Source organism: Rhizobium sp. T1470, assembly GCF_042140505.1.
GTDB lineage: Bacteria > Pseudomonadota > Alphaproteobacteria > Rhizobiales > Rhizobiaceae > Rhizobium > Rhizobium favelukesii.
Genome location: NZ_CP148093.1, coordinates 31741 through 49176 on the forward strand (window position 1 = coordinate 31741; position 17436 = coordinate 49176).

At 59.6% G+C, this 17436-nt stretch carries 11 protein-coding genes and 4 pseudogenes; 7 read left to right on the plus strand and 8 right to left on the minus strand.

What is annotated here, in order from left to right; genetic code table 11:
- Positions 1-5 precede the first annotated feature (5 nt).
- Positions 6-674, plus strand: a complete 669-nt coding sequence (locus WGT02_RS29915) for a TniQ family protein (protein WP_208245756.1) — start codon at positions 6-8, stop codon at positions 672-674.
- Positions 675-1054: 380 nt separating this feature from the next.
- Here WGT02_RS29915 and WGT02_RS29920 read toward each other — a convergent pair whose 3' ends face one another.
- Entirely contained in the window at positions 1055-1972 is a 918-nt protein-coding gene (locus WGT02_RS29920) for a recombinase family protein (RefSeq protein WP_208245757.1), read from the minus strand.
- A 292-nt stretch (positions 1973-2264) separates the two neighbouring features.
- Here WGT02_RS29920 and WGT02_RS29925 point away from each other — a divergent pair, with 292 nt between their 5' ends.
- From WGT02_RS29925 to WGT02_RS29935, 3 genes are all read left to right on the plus strand, one after another.
- Entirely contained in the window at positions 2265-5180 is a 2916-nt protein-coding gene (locus WGT02_RS29925; RefSeq protein ID WP_208245758.1) for a Tn3 family transposase, read from the plus strand.
- Positions 5181-5247: 67 nt separating this feature from the next.
- Positions 5248-5859: a tyrosine-type recombinase/integrase gene (locus WGT02_RS29930; protein WP_208245759.1), complete on the plus strand. Its 612-nt coding sequence runs from the start codon at positions 5248-5250 to the stop codon at positions 5857-5859.
- A 2-nt stretch (positions 5860-5861) separates the two neighbouring features.
- On the plus strand, positions 5862-7208 hold the full coding sequence (locus tag WGT02_RS29935; RefSeq protein WP_208245761.1) for a DUF6880 family protein: 1347 nt from the start codon (positions 5862-5864) through the stop codon (positions 7206-7208).
- A gap of 533 nt (positions 7209-7741) precedes the next feature.
- Here the strand turns inward: WGT02_RS29935 and WGT02_RS29940 are convergent.
- The 6 genes and pseudogenes from WGT02_RS29940 to WGT02_RS29965 form a co-directional block, all read right to left on the minus strand.
- On the minus strand, positions 7742-9415 hold the full coding sequence (locus WGT02_RS29940) for a transposase (protein ID WP_208245323.1): 1674 nt from the start codon (positions 9413-9415) through the stop codon (positions 7742-7744).
- Positions 9416-9512: 97 nt separating this feature from the next.
- Positions 9513-9797 (minus strand): hypothetical protein, encoded by a 285-nt coding sequence (locus tag WGT02_RS29945; RefSeq protein ID WP_208245763.1) that lies wholly within the window; start codon positions 9795-9797, stop codon positions 9513-9515.
- Between the two features lie 270 nt (positions 9798-10067).
- Positions 10068-10373: pseudogene (locus WGT02_RS29950) on the minus strand (DDE-type integrase/transposase/recombinase); the annotation flags it as partial.
- Positions 10374-10412: 39 nt separating this feature from the next.
- Positions 10413-11608 (minus strand): annotated as a pseudogene (locus WGT02_RS29955) (IS256 family transposase).
- Between the two features lie 59 nt (positions 11609-11667).
- A pseudogene (locus WGT02_RS29960) lies at positions 11668-12282 on the minus strand (Tn3 family transposase); the annotation flags it as partial.
- Positions 12283-12298: 16 nt separating this feature from the next.
- Positions 12299-13414, minus strand: a complete 1116-nt coding sequence (locus WGT02_RS29965) for an IS630 family transposase (protein WP_208245192.1) — start codon at positions 13412-13414, stop codon at positions 12299-12301.
- A 28-nt stretch (positions 13415-13442) separates the two neighbouring features.
- On the opposite strand from WGT02_RS29965, the gene WGT02_RS29970 reads away from it, so the two are divergent.
- Positions 13443-13727 carry a LexA family transcriptional regulator gene (locus tag WGT02_RS29970; protein ID WP_225039569.1) on the plus strand — a complete coding sequence of 95 codons (285 nt, stop codon included), beginning with the start codon at positions 13443-13445 and terminating at the stop codon, positions 13725-13727.
- A gap of 32 nt (positions 13728-13759) precedes the next feature.
- On the opposite strand, the pseudogene WGT02_RS29975 reads toward WGT02_RS29970, so the two are convergent.
- Positions 13760-15160, minus strand: a pseudogene (locus WGT02_RS29975) (DUF4158 domain-containing protein); the annotation flags it as partial.
- Between the two features lie 49 nt (positions 15161-15209).
- Between WGT02_RS29975 and WGT02_RS29980 the strand changes: the two are divergent.
- Together WGT02_RS29980 and WGT02_RS29985 are read left to right on the plus strand one after the other, a co-directional pair.
- Positions 15210-15926, plus strand: coding sequence for a recombinase family protein (locus tag WGT02_RS29980; protein WP_210363086.1), 717 nt, complete (start codon positions 15210-15212; stop codon positions 15924-15926).
- Entirely contained in the window at positions 15923-17383 is a 1461-nt protein-coding gene (locus tag WGT02_RS29985) for a hypothetical protein (protein WP_225040302.1), read from the plus strand. Before WGT02_RS29980 ends, WGT02_RS29985 begins: the two co-directional genes overlap by 4 nt.
- Positions 17384-17436 lie beyond the last annotated feature (53 nt).

Here is a 17436-nt window from a genome sequence, read left to right on the forward strand (position 1 = left end):
AGCTGATGAGACAGGTGCGGCTGCTGGCCGTCGCACCTCGTCCTTTTGACGACGAACTCCTCAGTTGTTGGCACTGGCGGGTCGCAAACCATTATTCCACCTCGCCCCAGCAAGTTGAAAGCTGGATATCCGGGTCGCGTGGCGGTCAGAACCAAAATTTCTTCAGCTGCGACTTCCATCCTGATCGAGACCGAACTCGGCTTTGGGCACTCGCCTGCCGCATCCGTAAACCCGATCTGGACCGACTGTCACTGCAAAGCGCCGGGCGGCCCAAGAGCTCTTTCGCGAGTGATCCCATGGACAGAGGCGTCTGTCCGGTGTGCTTTGATGGGGATGCCGAAGAGGGGAGGGACCATTATTGCCGGCGATCGTGGGCATGCGTCGAAGCAGTGGTCTGTCCTCGGCACGGAATAGGCCTCGAGATTTACTGCGCTGGGTGTTTTCGCAGCGGTCTGTTTCAGTTTCGGCAGACACCCGCCGGCGTTGCCAGGCTGTTTTGCCGTCATTGCGATACGGTTGTCTCGGCACGGCGGTTCCAGCGTCGCGGCCAGGCAGACTTGGTGCACGTCGCGCCTCTGATCGGCGAGGCCATCCGCAAAGGCGGATTGGAACTTGATCGTATCGCTACGGCAAGCCGCTTCCTGTGGCTGCCGACCCGGGAAGGGATGCCCTAACATCACCTCGTTAGGTCTACCGCTGCCCTATGGCCAGCGACCGTCGGTCACTGAAGATTTGGCGCCAATGGCAAACCTTTCACTGGCATGGCGAGCGGTGACGATTGCGGCGATCGCGGAACTGTTCTTTGGGCTTACCTCCAAAATCACCCCACTTCCGCCTTCCGCTCGAAAGGCCTTTCGGCAATTCGAGCTCGGGCCCACCGTCCAAGACCCCCACGCCCCTTTACCAGCGCAGGTGACTTCAGCCTTGAAACTCCGTCCTGAATCCGAACCGGAGGCTCGCCAGCGACATCATCCAGAGCCAAGGCTGGAAATCTCTGCGCAAAAATCAGCCAGGGCGAGAAACCGCGCAATCGGCAAGTTGATGCTCCGTGCCCTCAATGACGGATGAGACCAAACCGATGCGCCTCATCCAGCAGGTGACGAACGGATGATGGCTGCCATTTGCGTCCGCCGCGCGCCGGTCGCTCTCCCATCTGATCAAGCTGGCTGGCAATGTCGCGCAGTGATAGGCCGGGATCGGCAATGGCAATAGCTGCGACGAGCTTCATGAGGTGATCTTCTGGCGCGCGGCGCGGAGAGCGGACTAATAGCTCAGGCTCGGCCAGCTTCTCGCGGACCATGCGATGCACGGCGCGGCGTAGCCTTTCCACCGTCCAGTCATGGCCTCTGCGATTGAGGACCCGCACGACATTGTCCCAGCTATGCTTTGGGCGAAGTTGCCGAACAGTCGGGAGCCAGGTCTGGGCAGAGGAGATCAGCTCGCCGAGATAGAGTTTCTCCCGGGCCTTCGAGACCGCCTTGATGGCTTCCGGTCGCCTCTCCCGAAGGCCTGGATTGCCTGGAAGCTTGCCGCGGGCTTTTGCCGCCTTGATGCCGGCCTTGGTTCGCTCAGCCATCAGCGCTCGCTCGAGCTGCGCGACGGCACCAAGGACCTGGAGTGAAAACATCCCTTGTGGCGTGGACGTATCTATCGGATCGCGGATCGACCGAAAGTGTACGCCGCGCGCCTCGAGGTCTTCGATTACGGATAAGAGATGGCTGACCGATCGGGCGAGGCGGTCTAACCGGACGACGACCAGCACGTCGCCGGCGGTGAGGTCGCCGAGCAGTCTTGTCAGAACCGGCCGTACCCGCGATGCGCCTGAGCCGTGCTCCTGAAATATCCTCTCACAGCCGGCGGCACGCAGCTCGTCCATCTGTGCGTCATGTACCTGATCGTCGGTCGAAACCCGGGCGTAACCAATGAGGCGCTTAGGAGCGGGCGGCGGATCGGCGGATTGTCGTTTTGCCATCGGTTTTTTCGGTTCTTTTATGGTGCTTTATACAAATAAGGAATGCGTGAGAAAATGACCAGTTGCAAGCGCGTTTTATGGGATAAATGCAGCCCCGTCAGACTCGAAAAGCCGCGTCGGACGAGCATACGGTCATAACCAACATGAAACGCGCTCTGGTGGCCGTCTGCGGCCAAAATGGCCCAATGACCTCATAGCTGTTGAAAAACGACAACGAAAGGAACATCCCAGCAACTCCGGCCAAAGGTCTGGGTAGGATGGCGCTGATGAATACTCGAACGAGGGCGCGCCGATGGGCCGGACTTGGAGCAGACAAGAACTCGCGGAACACTGGAGCCTTGGGTTTGAAGAGCTGGCGCGGATCGAGGCCAAATCGGAGGCATTGCGGCTCGGCTTCGCGGCGCAGTTGAAATTCTACCAGCTAGCGGGACGGTTTCCGGCATCGGCGGCAGAGATTCCCGACGCGGCAGGATGCTACCTTGGCGATCAGCTTGGGCGCCCTGTGGCGGAACTGATCGATTATGATTGGTCAGGCCGCAATGGCCAGCGACACCGCGCGGAAATCCAGGACTTTCTCGGTTTCCGCACGCTTGAAGCGCCCGACCTTGAGGCGCTGCGTCGCTGGCTCGAAACGGAGGTCTGTCCATCCGGTGCGGCGCTGGAGGCGACGATTGAGCCGATCGACCGCTGGTGCTGGGCCCGCAAAATTCAGCCGCCAAGCAAATCTGCATCGCAACGCCTGGTCCGCTCGGCCAGACGGCGTTTCGAAGAAGGGCTTCTGAAACAGATTACGGCGTCCCTTGCTCCGGAATCGATCGAGCGGATGGAGGCATCGCTGAGCGATCCAGACGCGCTGGCCGGGTTTTCTGCGCTCAAGGCCGATCCCGGTCGGATTGCCCTGGATAGCCTCCTTAAGGCCGCGGCCCGCCTGTCGTTCGTGCGCCGGCTGGGGCTGCCACGCGGCATTCTCACCGAGGTCGGCGCACCAGTCATTGAGCGCTTTCGCCGCCGGGTCGCGCAGGAGACGGCCTGGGAGATACGGCGGCATGCGCAAGCGCGTCGGTTGGGCATGTACGCGGTTTTTCTGATGGCGCGCGAGGCGGAGATCACCGATGGGCTGGTCGATCTTCTGCTTGAGACGGTTCACAAGATCGGGGTGACCGCCGAGCGCAGGACAACGGCGGCGCTCGCACGCGATATTGAACGCGTTGTTGGCAAGGACCGGCTTCTGGCCGACATTGCCGAGGCGGCAACTGGAAATCCGGACGGTACCGTGCGCAATGTGATCTTCCCCGTGGCCGGGGAGACGAAGCTCAAGGCGATTATGGCGGAATACAAGTCCCGGGGCGCCTGGGACCAGCGGATTCATCACACGATGCGCGGCTCCTATGCCAGCCACTACCGGCGCATGCTTCCCCCGCTCCTGGAGGTTTTGGAGTTTCGTTCGAACAATGCTGCGCACCGGCCCGTTCTGAATGCGTTGGCATGGATTCGCCGCGCGCGGCGCGAGGGCCGCCGGTTGCTCAGCGTCGGCAACGGCGTTCCGATTGACGGTGTGATTCCGGTCAAATGGCGCGATTTCGTGATGGCGGGCGACGGGCGGATCAACCTGATCGACTACGAGCTTTGCGTACTGCAGGCGTTGCGCGAGCGCATCCGGGCCAAGGAGATCTGGGTGGTTGGCGCCGATCGGCACCGCAATCCGGACGATGATTTGCCGAAGGATTTCGACCGTCGCCGGGTCGAATATTACGCCGATCTGGGTCTGTCGATGGATGCTCGCGCCTTCACCGCCGCGCTCAAGACGGAAATGGAGGAAGAATTGCGCCGCCTTAACGCCGAGTTGCCGGGCAACCGAAGCGTCCGCATTCTCTGGCGCGGGGCGAACCGGGTTTCCGTTTCGCCAACGCCGCCGCAACCCGAACCGCCCGGCCTGACGGCGGTGAAGGCGGAGGTCGCACGGCGCTGGCCAATGGTGGCCTTGCTCGATCTTCTCAAGGAAGCCGCGCTCGACACCGGGTTCCTCGACGCCTTCAAGACATCGGGCGAGCGCGTGGCGCTTGATCCCGCTACGCTGCAACGCAGGCTTCTGCTTTGCCTGTACGGGCTTGGAACCAATGCCGGGCTCAAGCGCGTCAGCGCCGGCGTAGAGGACGTAAGCTATAAAGAGTTGCTTCATGTCCACCGGCGTTTTATCCATGTGGAAGCCCTGCGCGACGCCGCGCGGCGCGTGGCCAACGCGACCCTGGCGATCCGTAATCCGATGATCTGGGGTGACGTCGGCACGGCGTGCGCGTCGGACTCGAAGAAATTCGGCGCCTGGGACCGCAACCTGATGACGGAATGGCATATCCGCTATGGCGGTCGCGGTGTGATGATCTACTGGCATGTCGAGAAGCGTTCGACCTGCATCTACTCGCAGCTCAAGCGTTGCTCGTCATCGGAGGTCGCCGCCATGATCGAGGGCGTGCTGCGCCACTGCACCGACCTGGAGATTCGCCGTCAGTATGTTGACAGCCACGGTCAAAGCGAGGTGGCGTTCGCTTTCTGCAAGCTGCTCGGCTTTGAACTGGCGCCGCGTCTGAAGGCGATCGCGCGCCAGAAACTGTGCCTGCCGCGTCCCGGCATGAAGGGTGAGCTGCCGAATTTGATGGGGATCCTCTCAGACGTCATCGACTGGGCCAGTGTCGAGCGGCAATACGACGAAATGGTGAAGCACGCCGTCGCCATGCATCGCGGCATCGCCGATGCCGAAGCGATCCTGCGCCGCTTCGCGCGATCGGAGATCATGCACCCCACGTACAAGGCTCTCGCCGAACTGGGACGGGCGATCAAGACGATCTTCCTGTGCCGCTATTTGCGCATGGAGGCATTGCGGCAGGAAATCCACGAAAACCTGAACGTGGTCGAGAACTGGAACAGCGCCAACAGCTTTGTCTTTTTCGGCAAGGGCGGCGAGGTGGCGACCAACCGGCTGGAGGATCAGGAAATCTCGGTGCTGGCGCTGCACCTTCTCCAGAACTGCCTTGTTTACGTCAACACACGGATGCTGCAATCGGTTCTGGGCAATCCGGTCTGGGCGGCGCGCATGACGGCGGAAGACCACCGCGGCTTGACTCCGCTCAGCTATGCGCACGTCAACCCCTATGGACGCTTCGAGGTCGACCTGGAGCGGAGGATTGATTTCGGCATGAAGGCGGCCGCGTAGCCAACTCTTTACAGAAAGCGCATTCTGTGAAGAGTGGCGGGATCCGGGTCAAGGAAAACATCGCGCCGTGCTACGCCCTAGGCACATCGCCAACCGGCGAATTGTAAAGAGTGATGTGGTGCTGGCCGCCGGCGGCCATGCACGTCGCAAGGATTTCCTCGGCGAGGCCGATATCGCTTCACTGCTCGAAGCGGCCCGCAAATCCCGTCACGGCGGCCGCGACCACCTGCTCATCCAGATGATGTACCGCCACGGTCTGCGCGTCAGCGAGGCAATCGCGCTGCGCCTCGAAGATGTGAACCTGAAACAGGCACGCATCTGGATCCCGCGCCTCAAGAACGGATTGTCCGTCGAACATCCGATCGCCGGCGATGAACTGCGTGGCATCAAACGCTGGCTGGTCGCGCGCCGCGATCATCTGCCGTGGCTCTTCGTCTCCGAGCGCAGCCAGCCGTTCACCCGTCAGGCCGTCAACTACATCATCGCCGCAGCCGCCACGCGGGCCGACCTGGCGAATGTTCATCCCCATATGCTTCGGCATTCCTGCGGGTTCTCGCTCGCCAATCGCGGCTACGATCTGCGTCTCATCCAGGATTATCTCTGCCATCGCGACCCCAAGCACACCGCCCATTACACCCGTGTCGCCGCTAGGCGATTTGACGGGCTGTGGGGAGCATAACCATGGCGACGCGCAAAACCGTTACCACCAAGAACCTCATTGCGCTCGGAGCCGAGCGCTTGGCGGAAATTCTTCTCGCGCTCGCGGAGGAAGATCGTGATATTAAACGGCGTCTGCGGCTGGAGATTGCCGAACAGGATGGTGAAGACGAACTTGCTGCCGAGATCGGCAAGCGACTGACATCGATCAAAAACGCCTCGTCCTTTATCGATTGGCAGAAACGGAAAGCTTTCGAGAAGGACCTGGATCTGCAACGCGAGATGATCACCGAACGCGTTGCGAAAACCAGACCCGATTTGGCCCTTGAATTAATGTGGCGCTTCATGGCCCTCGCGGGACCGGTCATCAATCGGGTCGATGACAGCAATGGCATCGTTGGCGAGATCTTTCGGCAGGCCGGTCATGAATTGGGAGGGGTCGCCATCAAGGCCAAGCCAAAGCCGCTGCTGCTTGCCAAGCAGACGTTCGACGCCGTTACCAACAATCATTACGGCGAATATGACCGATTGATCCCCGCCATCATGCCGGCGCTGAGCAAAGAGGGCATCGATCATTTGAAAGCCAGGCTTCATGACGCCCTTGATCGACTCCCGCGAAGAAATGGCGAATACGATCATCGGGCGCCCGCCATTGCGCGGACCCTGCAGGAAATAGCCGATGGCGAGAACGACGTTGACGCTTTCATTGCTCTTACCCCGCTGAAAGCGCGGCAGACACCGAGGGTCGCCGCCACTCATGATCTCTGGATTGATGGATACCATAGTTATTTTGGTCACTCCGAATGGGAGGACGTGTATATCGATGTGCTCGACGCGACAGGCGAGCCTGAAAAGGCACAGCAGATTCGTTGGGACAGCTTTGAAAAGCACCTTCTCCGTGACCGTCTGCGAGACTATCTGAAGCGGCTTGCTGACTTCGACGATGTCATCGCCGAAGAAAAAGCTCTAACCCATGCGTTGACCTTCCCCAATATGGTGTCGGCATTGGATTTTCTCATCGAATGGCCGGCGCATGAGCAAGCCGCCAAACTCATCCTCCAACGCCATACTGAGATCGATGGCAATGCCTATTATCTGTTGGATCCAGCCGCACGAACCCTCGAAGGAGCCTATCCGCTCGCCGCCGTGCTGCTGCGACGCGCTATGATCAGTGACACGTTGGACCGCGCAAAGTCGACCCGATACCGTCATGCCGCCCGCCATCTCGCGGAGTGCCAATCGCTGCACAGTGCAATTCCGGACTACGCCAATCTTGGGGATCATGCCGCCTTCCTGGCATCGCTACAGGACAAGCATCGACGCAAGGAAGGCTTCTGGGGGCGTGTTCGGGAGTTCTCGACAAAGAGATAATTGCGTTCTTCTTTTGTTCGATTGGCTGTCGTTTTTGAACAGCTATGAGGTCATTGGGCCAAAATGCCTGAAAATAAGGGGATCGGAGAAGAGGGAGAGCATGAAAGCTCGTTTGAGCGAAAAGATGATGGAGGAATCTGCAGCTCATCGGCAGGGAGGGCCGCTGTAAGTGGCCTGCAGAGCAGAGACGTTGCCGCCGAACCTCGCCGAAATCTGCTCGAAAGGCCGGAATACCAAGCGTTTCCGGTCATCCAGGACGACTGACATGGGTGATTTGCGGGCTGAAATCAATCACCATCGATAACCAGTACTTATCGATGGTTAAAATGTCAGCTGTGGCTCATGGTTGGTTGCGGAAGCAAAGGTCTAGTTAAATGCCGTTAGGCGCTCTAGTAGCCTATAATACAATGGCCTAACTGCCGCGACCCGGCGGAAACAATGGTCAAATTCGGGGTACGTGGAGCAGATTTGGTGGCACTGCCGGATCGTTGGGCAACGTCGCTGAATGCGGCCGAGCCGTGCGGCTCCGGTGTTTAGGCCCTGGCGAGAATGATCGCCGGCAGCGGCGGGATCGTGTGACCTATGGTGCCAATGCCGAGCCGGTCCCCAAGGAAGTGGTAGAAGGAAAGCCCCAACTTCTGGCACGTCTTCATCAAACCAAGCATGACATCGCGCGCAACACGACCATCCTCGCTCATCGTACCGCCGGAGATCTTCCGCTTCGTGACAAACGCTCGCAGGTCATTCTCCGATGCATTGGTGTGCAACGGAATATCGGGATGTTCGAGGACCTTCAGCAGCTCATTCTTTCGTCGATGCAGCCGTTCGAGCAACCTGTCGAGGGCCTCATAACCGGTGCGCTGGGTAAAGATCCTGTCGAACCGTCGTCGAAACGCGGGTGCGGACTGAGGGGAAGGATTCTGCTTGTAGGCTTTCAGCGCCTTGTAAAAGCGCCACACGAGATCGCGGACCATCGTGAGCAGCCGTTCCTCCTTCGCGGTCGCCGGCATCAGCTTCTGCAGAAGGCGCTCGCCATGCACCCAGCACAGGGCGTGATTGCCGACTCGGAACTGGCCGGCGTCGTCGGACACGATCACCATGTTGCCGACCAGGCCATGATGGCGGATGGCGCCCCAGAGGCCGGCCTCGGCAAGCGTGCCAATCTCCTGGCGATCAAAGATGTCGATACCCTTGTCGGCCAGATGGGCCATGAATGGCACCTCGTTGCAGAAGCGCTGCGGCTCAAGAGCGCGAAGTCCGGCAGTAGTGGCCGCATCCGCACGGCGTTCTTTCAGGTAATCGAACGCGGCATCGTTCAGCACATAATCCTGGTAGCCGCCGCGCAGTAGCGACAGGAAATTCAGGCGGGACTTCGATTTTGTGGTGCGAAAGACAGTAAAATTCGGGCCGCCGATGTGTGTGGCGTAACATGGATTATGGGAATGTCGGGCGCCGGTGTCGTCGACGGTGACATAAGACGACGACACCAGGCCGGCATGCAACACCGCCGCGTCCTCGGCAACAAAGCCATCCAGCTGCCGGGTCAAAAGCCGTACGATCTGGCGTTTTGAGATGTCGATACCAATGTCATTGAGCAATGTCGTCAGACGCGCCGTCGTGACCTGTCCTTGTGCATGCAACATCAGGCACAGCCGCCTGAGATTGGCGCCATAGCCACCGATGATCCCCGCCGGCAAGGCTGCCAGTACCGTCTTTCCATCCGGCGTCACCCAGCATTCGCGACGGTAATGCACGAGCTCCGCCTTGAGAACCAGGTCGCGAACATAGATGCTTTTGTACCCCTTGAAGCGTGAGCCGGCCGGTGCATTGACGCGCAGGATCTCCTGCCCGCTCACCCGCTTTACGTCCAGCTTCGGGCCACGTGGCTTTCTCTTCGATGGCTGCTTATCGCCTGGCTTGCTGTCGGTTGCCTTGTCCATGCCGGAGGAGCGAAACGGCGGGCGCGGCGGCAGGTTCTTCAGTCGGGCGATCTCGTCGCGCAAAAGCTGGTTCTCGAGTGTCAGGCGGGTGTTGTCCAGCCGAAGGGCAGCGTTTCCCTCCCGCAGCTGGATGTTGTCGGCCTCGAGCTTCCCGAGTCGGGCTTCCGACTGCTGCGACCGTTCTAGCAAACCCGTCACCAGACTGCGTAACGCATTCAGTGAAAGCGTGTCGGCATGCTCGGGTGAGGGAAGCCGCTTCTTTGCCATCCCCGGAGCGAATCATGATTTGCCGCGTTTTAGGAATCCCTGCGCCGACCAACAGGATTCCACGCGGCGGCTTATGCACACTTTTCATAAGAGAGTACTAAAATGTTGCCACCGATTTTGCCCCGCTTACCAAATTCGGGCGGCGAGCCTCGGCGATCGGCGGGGAGGGGACCTTCTGAAAGAATTCGAAGGCGGAGAGATCGAAACGTTCGTCGCTGCCCACCACCGCGACCGTCCAGAACTCGCAGGCTGCGCCGAACACCGTCGAGATCTGGACAACCTCGATATCACTAGGCTCGGAGATCGACGTACCTTTTGCCGGCAGACGGCGAGCCCAGTAGAAGCGGTTGGGTTCCAGTTGGTCGGTGCCGATCGTGTTCATGCGCCTTGTCCTATCAGACGTTAATGAAAGGTTAGCGCAGAATTTCGCAAGAGTCTCGGGAGAGGCAGGGGAATTCACAGGAATCGGTTACTGCCGAAGCCGTCTCGCGAGACGACGACAGCATAAAAATCTGCTATCGCAGCGACTGTATTGTCGTTGACCGTAGGTCGTTTCGGTGAAAACCTATTGACCTGAATCGGGGACCACACTTGAATGGGCACTGTAAAGTTATCAGCGGATTGATGCAGCGATAGCTGGCCGGGACGGCTGTCAGGCTGCGGCGACACACGCGATTTTGTTCCAGATTTGCATGGCGGCGTTACGCAGGTCTCGATGTTGAGCCGATGACAGCGTATTGCGGGGAAAGTGGAACAGGTTGGCAATCGGATCATGGATGGAAACGAACCGCTGAAGCTGGCGTGCCGACTTGAAGCGTTTCATGGTCCTTTCGCGTCGTCGGGTCGGCTGGTGCGAATTTTCCGCTCGATTATTGAGGCCTTTGTGCGACCGGTGTTCGACACCGGGCATGAGGTCGCGCCTGGCGGCATCATAGGACCGGAGCTTGTCGGTGATCATGACGGGACTGTCAGGAATTCTGTGCGGGGGGCCGGTTCATTAGTTGAAGAACCGCTCGCCGAAGATGACGGCGAACTGTGTCTTTGCCATTCCCGCGGCGCGCGCTTCCATTGCTCTGCGGCGTTCTTGAGCACCAGATATAGCAGCTTCATGGCGGCTTCGTCACCAGGGAAATGCCCACGCGAGCGCACGGCCCGGCGAAGTTTCGAGTTCAAGGCCTCTATGGCGTTCGTGGTGTAAATGATGCGGCGGACACCTTCCGGGAAGGCGAAGAAGGGAACGACGTGTTCCCAATTGCGCCGCCAACTTTGAGAGATGGCAGGGTATTTCTGGCCCCAGTAGCCTTCCTCGAAGGCCTCCAGTGCCTTCAGGCCCGCCTCGGCATCTCTGGCACGGTAGATGGCTGTCAGCGCCGGCATGACGGGCTTTCTATCCTTGTAGGAAACGAACTCCAAGGAATGCCGGATCAGGTGGACAATGCAAGTCTGCACGATCGTTTGGGGAAAGACGGCACTGATGGCTTCGGGAAAGCCCTTCAGGCCATCGACCACAGCGATCAGGATGTCCTGGCAGCCACGGCTCTTCAGTTCGTTCATCACCCGCAGCCAGAACTTTGCCCCTTCCGTCTGCTCGATCCATAGCCCGAGGATTTCCTTGGTGCCGTCCGCAAGAATAGCGAGTGCGACATAGACGGCCTTGTTGCGAACGAAACCTTCGTCCCGGATTTTGACCCGGATGGCGTCGAAGAACACAAGGGGATAGCACAGCTCAAGCGGACGATTCTGCCACTCACCAACTGCCTCCAGAACGGTATCGGTCACCGCCGAGATTAGGTCTGGCGATACTTCGATGCCGTAGATTTCTTCGAGATGACCCTCGATCTCCCGCACCGTCATGCCGCGGGCGTACATGGAGATGATCTTGTCGTCGAAATCGGGAAAGCGGCGCTGGTATTTGGCGATCAGCTTCGGGTCGAACGTGCCGGCCCGGTCGCGCGGAATGGCCAGCGTCATTTTCGACGTTCCGGTCAAAACTGTCTTCCTCGAGGAGCCATTGCGCCGGTTGGCACAGGTCCCCTCGCTACGCTCAACATCGAAATGCTCGTCTAGCTCGGCATTGAGAATGCGCTCCGAAAGCGCCCTCTTCAGGTCATCCAGCAAGCCGTCCTTGCCGAAAACCTCGGACGGATCACGTCCCGCAAGAAGCTGGTCCAGAAGTTCTTTTTCGATAGCCATGTGATGATTCTCTCCTTTTCATCATCATGGCCCCCCGCACAGAATTCCTGACAGTCCCGCTCGAAACGGTCATAGGCATTGATCAGGTCCGTCATTGCGGCTTCGAGCTTGGCCGTGTCGATATGCTGGGCATTGAGCCGGCGCAGGGTGTCGGCGCTGGCGATGCCGACCGCATGACGGGCAGTCTGAACCGGGCCGAGATTGCAGCCATAGCCGAACACGGTAAGGATATAGCGCTGAAGCGCCCTTGCCACCTTCGGGTCGGCTCCCGATGGCGGATCGAAGTGGCGGGTAAACGCGGTCCAGCTGGTGCTGTCCTTCAGAATATCGAGCAGGTGTCGCTCGCGTATGCGGGCATGGATTTAGGCTTCGAAGATCATAAGACCCTCCGGCCGGCTGGAAGCCTTCTGTTGCTTCAGGTGTGGCACGCCGCCGGCATCAATGCTCAGTTCCATATTTTCCGGAAAGCCAGCATCCACAGCGGCGGTGGCGGCCATCAGTTGTTCTTTCATCCATGCGGCAAATGCCTCGCCAGAATGCGGCAATCCAAGATCGGCGCAATAATCAGCCAGACGTGCTTCACAGTCCGACCAGGACAAGAGCTGACGGCGGTAATCATCAAAGGTCTCCGCGCCGACGACAAAGACATCGCCAGCTTGCAGCGCATCGGCTAGTGCCGCGCCACAGAGATTATGACTCTTTGACGGGGTAAGCTTTGCGGAGCTTTTGGCGGGCTTTTTCGGTTGTGAACATCCATTGGATCTTTGCGCCATTAGCGTTGCGTTGCTGCTCCCAGGCTGCGACTTCGGCGATTATGGTGTCTTTATTGTCGATACGACGGTCGAGGCATTGGCTGCGCAGGACACCGATCTCGATCTCGACCATGTTGAGCCAACTGGCGTGCTTGGGCGTGTGGTGGAACTCCAGTCGCTTCAGCACCCTTCGAGCCTCCGGGGCTGGAAATGCGTCGTAAAGCGCCCCGGCGGAATGGGTGGAGAGGTTGTCCATCACCACGCGGATGATCGGGGCGTCGGGATAATCGACGTCGACCAGTTCGCGCATGCACTGGGCGAAGTCTTGGTTGGTTCGCCGATCGGTGACCTTCACCCTGCGCCAGGGCTGGTGGGCGTCCATGAAGACAAACAGATTGACCGTGCCGTTTCGGCGATACTCGCAGTCGTAGCGTTCAAGCTGGCCAGGCTTGGCCGCAATGGGCTCGCGCACTTCGCCGATGAGTTGGGTCGGGCTCTCGTCGAAGCAGACCACGGGCCTTTGTGGATCAGGCGTCTCTGCGTAGAGGTCGAGAACATCCTCCATGCGCGCGACGTATTCCCCATCGAGCTTTGGGATGCACCACATGTCTTTGCGCCAAGGTTTGAGATGATTCTCAGCCAGCCGGCGACGTACGGTCTCCGAGGACAACTCGTCATGATCGGTGAGTCGGACCATCTCATCGGCCAGAAGCTCCAGGGTCCAGCGGGCTCGCCCGGGCGGCGGCTTTGAGCAGGCGGTCGCCACCAACAGCGCCTCCTCCTTGCTCGATAGCTTGCGCTCAACACCCGGGCGCGGTTCTTCACTGAGCGCGCCTTCCAGATTGGCTTCCACAAACCGGCGCTTGGTCCGGTAAATCGTCGATCCGCTGACGTTCAAGGTTGCCGCGATCACCTCGTCGCTGAAGCCTTCGTCCGCCGCCACCAGGATCTGGGCGCGCTTGATCTTGCGCGACGCATGGCGTCCCCCGCTCAACAAAACGGCCAGTTGATCACGTTCCGATTGGCTAAGCTCTACGTGAAACTTTATATTCATCGACACCTCCTTCAGCGCGGAGACGCAGATGAATCCGAAAATGAGTCCCTCACTTGACCCGCAAGCCGCAACGGCAAGACATGGCCTTACGCAAGTCCAAGGCCAGTACCTGGCCTTCATCTACGCCTACAGCCGCATCTTCAAACAGCCTCCGGCCGAAGCCGACATGCGTCGCCACTTCGCCGTTACGGCTCCGTCTGTTCACCAGATGGTGCTGACCCTCGAGAAGGCAGGATTTATATCCCGCGTGCCAGGCGCAGCACGCAGCATCCAACTTCTCATCCCACCAGAAGACTTGCCCATTCTACGATAACCCAACCCGTCATAATCTCTGTGGCGCGGTACTAGATGGATGAACACACAGACTTCGAGGGCACGCCGATCGAGCATGACGCCCGCTTTGCGCCGCCTCACCACAAAGCTCTGCCATCGCTGAGAGGCGAACGACAGGTCGATAGCATAGGCCAGTTCGTCGCGGCGGGCGCTCCTGCTGTCGATAACAATGCCCAGCGCTTCCAGAAGGCTGAGTTCCTGTGTCGTCGACCTGATGTCCATCAGTTCGAGCAGCCTGAACAGCAAAGCACGAACCTTGGCATGGATCGGCCACAGGAGCGGCAGGTCGTTGTTATGGTGAAAGGCCGAGACGGTCTCGCATTGCTCCGACAGAAGATCGAGGCCGCCACGCTCCGCCAGTACGGCTCTGATGCGACGGCCAACCTCCATGTCGGTTTCGCTCTGCCTGGTGTTCTCCAGCACCTGCCCCAAGACCATGATCAGTTTCTCTTCGATCTCCCGGTGCTGGTCCAGCAGGGATTTCAGCTTTTCCCTGGCAGCATTCTGGGTTTTACGGACACGGCGCAACAGCATTTCGATCAATTCGTCGCGACACTGCGCGCGAGCCTGTTGGATCAGGCAAAGAAGAAGAGTATGGCGCTTGCCTGGCCGGCTGATATCGAGAAGATCGCTCACCTCCATGCTGCGGGCCTCGGCGGCGAACTGACGGCGCTTGGTGTGGGCAATCTCCTGAAGGAGAGGATCGGGATCGAGCATGCCGGTCAGCCATCCAAGCCGCTCCGTCCAGAGCTTGATCGTTTCCGGGCGCGCCGGACCCGGGGCGTGCTTGAGGCGATTGAAGCTGGTTGTCACAGCACCGGATGCCACGACCAGCAATCCATCCAGCAAGGCGGCATCCTCCTTGCCCAGACGTTCCGCGATCCGGGCATAGATCGTCGTATGAACCTTCGTGCGCAGGTGATTGGCGAGTCGGTCGAGCGTGCTGAAGGCCGGCAAGTCGATCGAGGCCTTGCCCAGAACCTCGATCGCCAGATTGATCAGATCAGCCGGATCGCTCATCGTTGCCGCCGCTTCCGTGATCGCGCCCGTCAACAGATCCTCACCTCTCTCGTCATAAGGCACAACATCGAGAAAGGCGCGGACCGCCGTTCGATACCGGTAAAGTGTCTTGTCGTCGGCATCTTCAACGACCGATACCGACGGATCAGCCAAACCCAGCTGCGATGCCAGATGGGCGATCGTTTCGCCGTGGAGATCAGCAGGGGCCGGAAAGAAACCGAGCTCCTGGCGCGCCTTCAGCAAGACAGCCAATGTCAGACGGCCGGAAGCACCGCGTGCCCTGCTGCGGATGAAGACGAGATCGGCTTCGCTCAGGCTGTACCGGTGCTCCAGTTCTGCCCGGGTGAGGCGCTCCCCGGAATGCGGGTAGGCGGTGCGGTCGATCGCTGTCATAAGATGTCCAGAAAAGGGTTCGCCGGAGGGGTGGAAAAAAGTGCGCAAAATGAAGGCTTCGGGACATAGCGACCCACCGTCCAAAAAGGAATACATTAAAGGACGCCGAAGCACGGCACCCACACCGCAGCAGAACCATGCGGCAATCTATCTGCGCGTCTCCACACCCGACCAGAAGCCGGACCTGCAATATGACGGACTGCGTGCCTATGCCGAGCGCGCCGGTCTCACCATTGTCGGCGAATATTGCGATATCGCCGTTTCCGGCCGCCGCGAGGGACGCCCCCGGCTCAACGCCCTGATGACCCGCGCCCGTAACCGCGAACTTGACTGCGTTCTGGTCTGGAAGTTCGACCGTTTCGCCCGCTCGACCCGCCATCTCCTGACAGCGCTCGAAGAATTCGACCATCTCGCCGTGCGCTTCATCAGCGTGCAGGACCAGATCGACACGGCAAGTCCCATGGGACGGGCGATGTTCACCATCATCGGCGCCATGGCCGAACTGGAATCATCCCTGATCAGTGAGCGCGTCACCGCCGGAATGCAGGCGGCTCGCGCGCGCGGCAAGCCTCTTGGCCGGCCAAGGCTGCCTGCCCGTGTGATCAAAGAAATCGAAACACTCGCTACATCCACCGATCTCAGCATTCGCAAGATACAGGCAGCCGTCGAGGGCCGGGCCAGCCGCGGCCGCATCGGCGAGATCGTCAGGCAGGCCCGATCACGCAATCAAGACAGCATATCCCCGGCTCTGGAGACTCATCCATGAACGCAAACCATTTTAACCTGAGCGACCTCGTTAAATTCCTCGGTCGGGACGACTGGGCTCTTCAGTTCGAGGAGGTGATGGGCGACCATTTCTGGCCCGTCATGGACGCATTCGACCTCGATCACGACGAGATCGGCGAGACTATCGGCGACCATTGGGCCATGACCCTTTGGCGATGCGCATTCGAGGATTTCCTCACCCAGGCCTTTGAACCGGACGGCCGGACCTTCGTCGATACCTATCTCAAGAGCCGCGGCTTCAAGGAAACCGCGCGCAGCAAGGCCTATCTGAAGGCAATCAGCACCTCCGTCATTAGCCTCTACGAGGTCAGCGAGATCATACCCGGCAAATCTTTTCTGGCGCGCGATCTCCTGCGTGGTGGCGACCCTGTGACCGTTAACGAAGGAACCGCGACCCAGACCTTGCGGCAATGGGAAAAGATCGCCGCACGTATCGTCCATGTCGGCGGCACGAACGTCATAACCGGTGGCCTGCTACCCTATTCACCGGAAGCATCGGAAGCCCTGCTCGAAGGGCTGAAGGAAATGGCCGGCAAGACGCGATCGCGCAAAAAACGGATCCTCGATGACGACACCCTGCGTCTGGCAGCCCCTCTGTTCACTCACGCCTGGCTGTTCGATACCTTGCCCAGGATGCTCGGCGACAACCAGCCGCTCGTCTGCAACAGCGATGGCGACGACATCGTGTTTCATGAGGTGCGATTTCCCCTCGAAACCGGCATCACCGAAAAAGACATCGCCGAGCGCTTCGCCGGGGTCGCCGACCTGCGCCAGGAGAACCCGACGTTCTGGAATTGGCTCGGCCGCCCGCCAACCAAAGGCGCAGCAAAGCCTGTCCACCAGGACGCTCTGGTCGCCGGCGTCACCATGGAAGACGGCACGCCCGTCCTCGGTAACCTCGAAATCAAGGGACGCTTTCTCGTCCTCATGGTCAACTCCGCCCAGCGGGCGCAAAGAGGCCGCGAGATGGTGCAAAATATCCTCGGCAAAATGGTTCGCGCACCGCTCACCACCATCCAGACCATCGAACAGCTGAAAGCCGCGCATCAGGGCAGAAAGCCATCGGCAGACGATATCCCCCCGGAAGTCGCAACTCCGCTCGTCCACGCCATGCTCGACAAACAATATCGCACTATCCTCAACGAGCCCGTCGGAATGCTCGGCGAGCTATCGCCGCGCGCCGCAGCCCGCACCAAAGCTGGCCGCCAGAAAGTCGCCGAATGGCTTAAATATCTCGAAATGCGATCATCGTCCGGACCAGACCCGCAAGACCCCATGGCCACGTACGATTTCGGGTGGATCTGGACAGAACTCGGCGTCGAAGATCTCAGCTCAGAAGATAGACATCAAATGCCTGTGACCGGTTTTTACACGTATCCTGCGCCTACCCGAATATGCAGATTGACTGCGATGACCACTAAGTTGCCATGGCGTTGAACACCGCTCATCTCACAGGCGAGCACTGTACTTTTGGTCCAGTGTAATCAGGA

Coding starts and splice junctions, on each gene's coding strand:
- WGT02_RS29925 (WP_208245758.1), top strand. CDS start 2,265: ATGGGCCGGACTTGGAGCAGACAAGAACTCGCGGAACACTGGAGCCTT.
- WGT02_RS29915 (WP_208245756.1), top strand. CDS start 6: ATGAGACAGGTGCGGCTGCTGGCCGTCGCACCTCGTCCTTTTGACGAC.
- WGT02_RS29970 (WP_225039569.1), top strand. CDS start 13,443: ATGAATCCGAAAATGAGTCCCTCACTTGACCCGCAAGCCGCAACGGCA.
- WGT02_RS29940 (WP_208245323.1), bottom strand. CDS start 9,415: ATGGCAAAGAAGCGGCTTCCCTCACCCGAGCATGCCGACACGCTTTCA.
- WGT02_RS29945 (WP_208245763.1), bottom strand. CDS start 9,797: ATGAACACGATCGGCACCGACCAACTGGAACCCAACCGCTTCTACTGG.
- WGT02_RS29965 (WP_208245192.1), bottom strand. CDS start 13,414: ATGAATATAAAGTTTCACGTAGAGCTTAGCCAATCGGAACGTGATCAA.
- WGT02_RS29980 (WP_210363086.1), top strand. CDS start 15,210: ATGAAGGCTTCGGGACATAGCGACCCACCGTCCAAAAAGGAATACATT.
- WGT02_RS29935 (WP_208245761.1), top strand. CDS start 5,862: ATGGCGACGCGCAAAACCGTTACCACCAAGAACCTCATTGCGCTCGGA.
- WGT02_RS29985 (WP_225040302.1), top strand. CDS start 15,923: ATGAACGCAAACCATTTTAACCTGAGCGACCTCGTTAAATTCCTCGGT.
- WGT02_RS29920 (WP_208245757.1), bottom strand. CDS start 1,972: ATGGCAAAACGACAATCCGCCGATCCGCCGCCCGCTCCTAAGCGCCTC.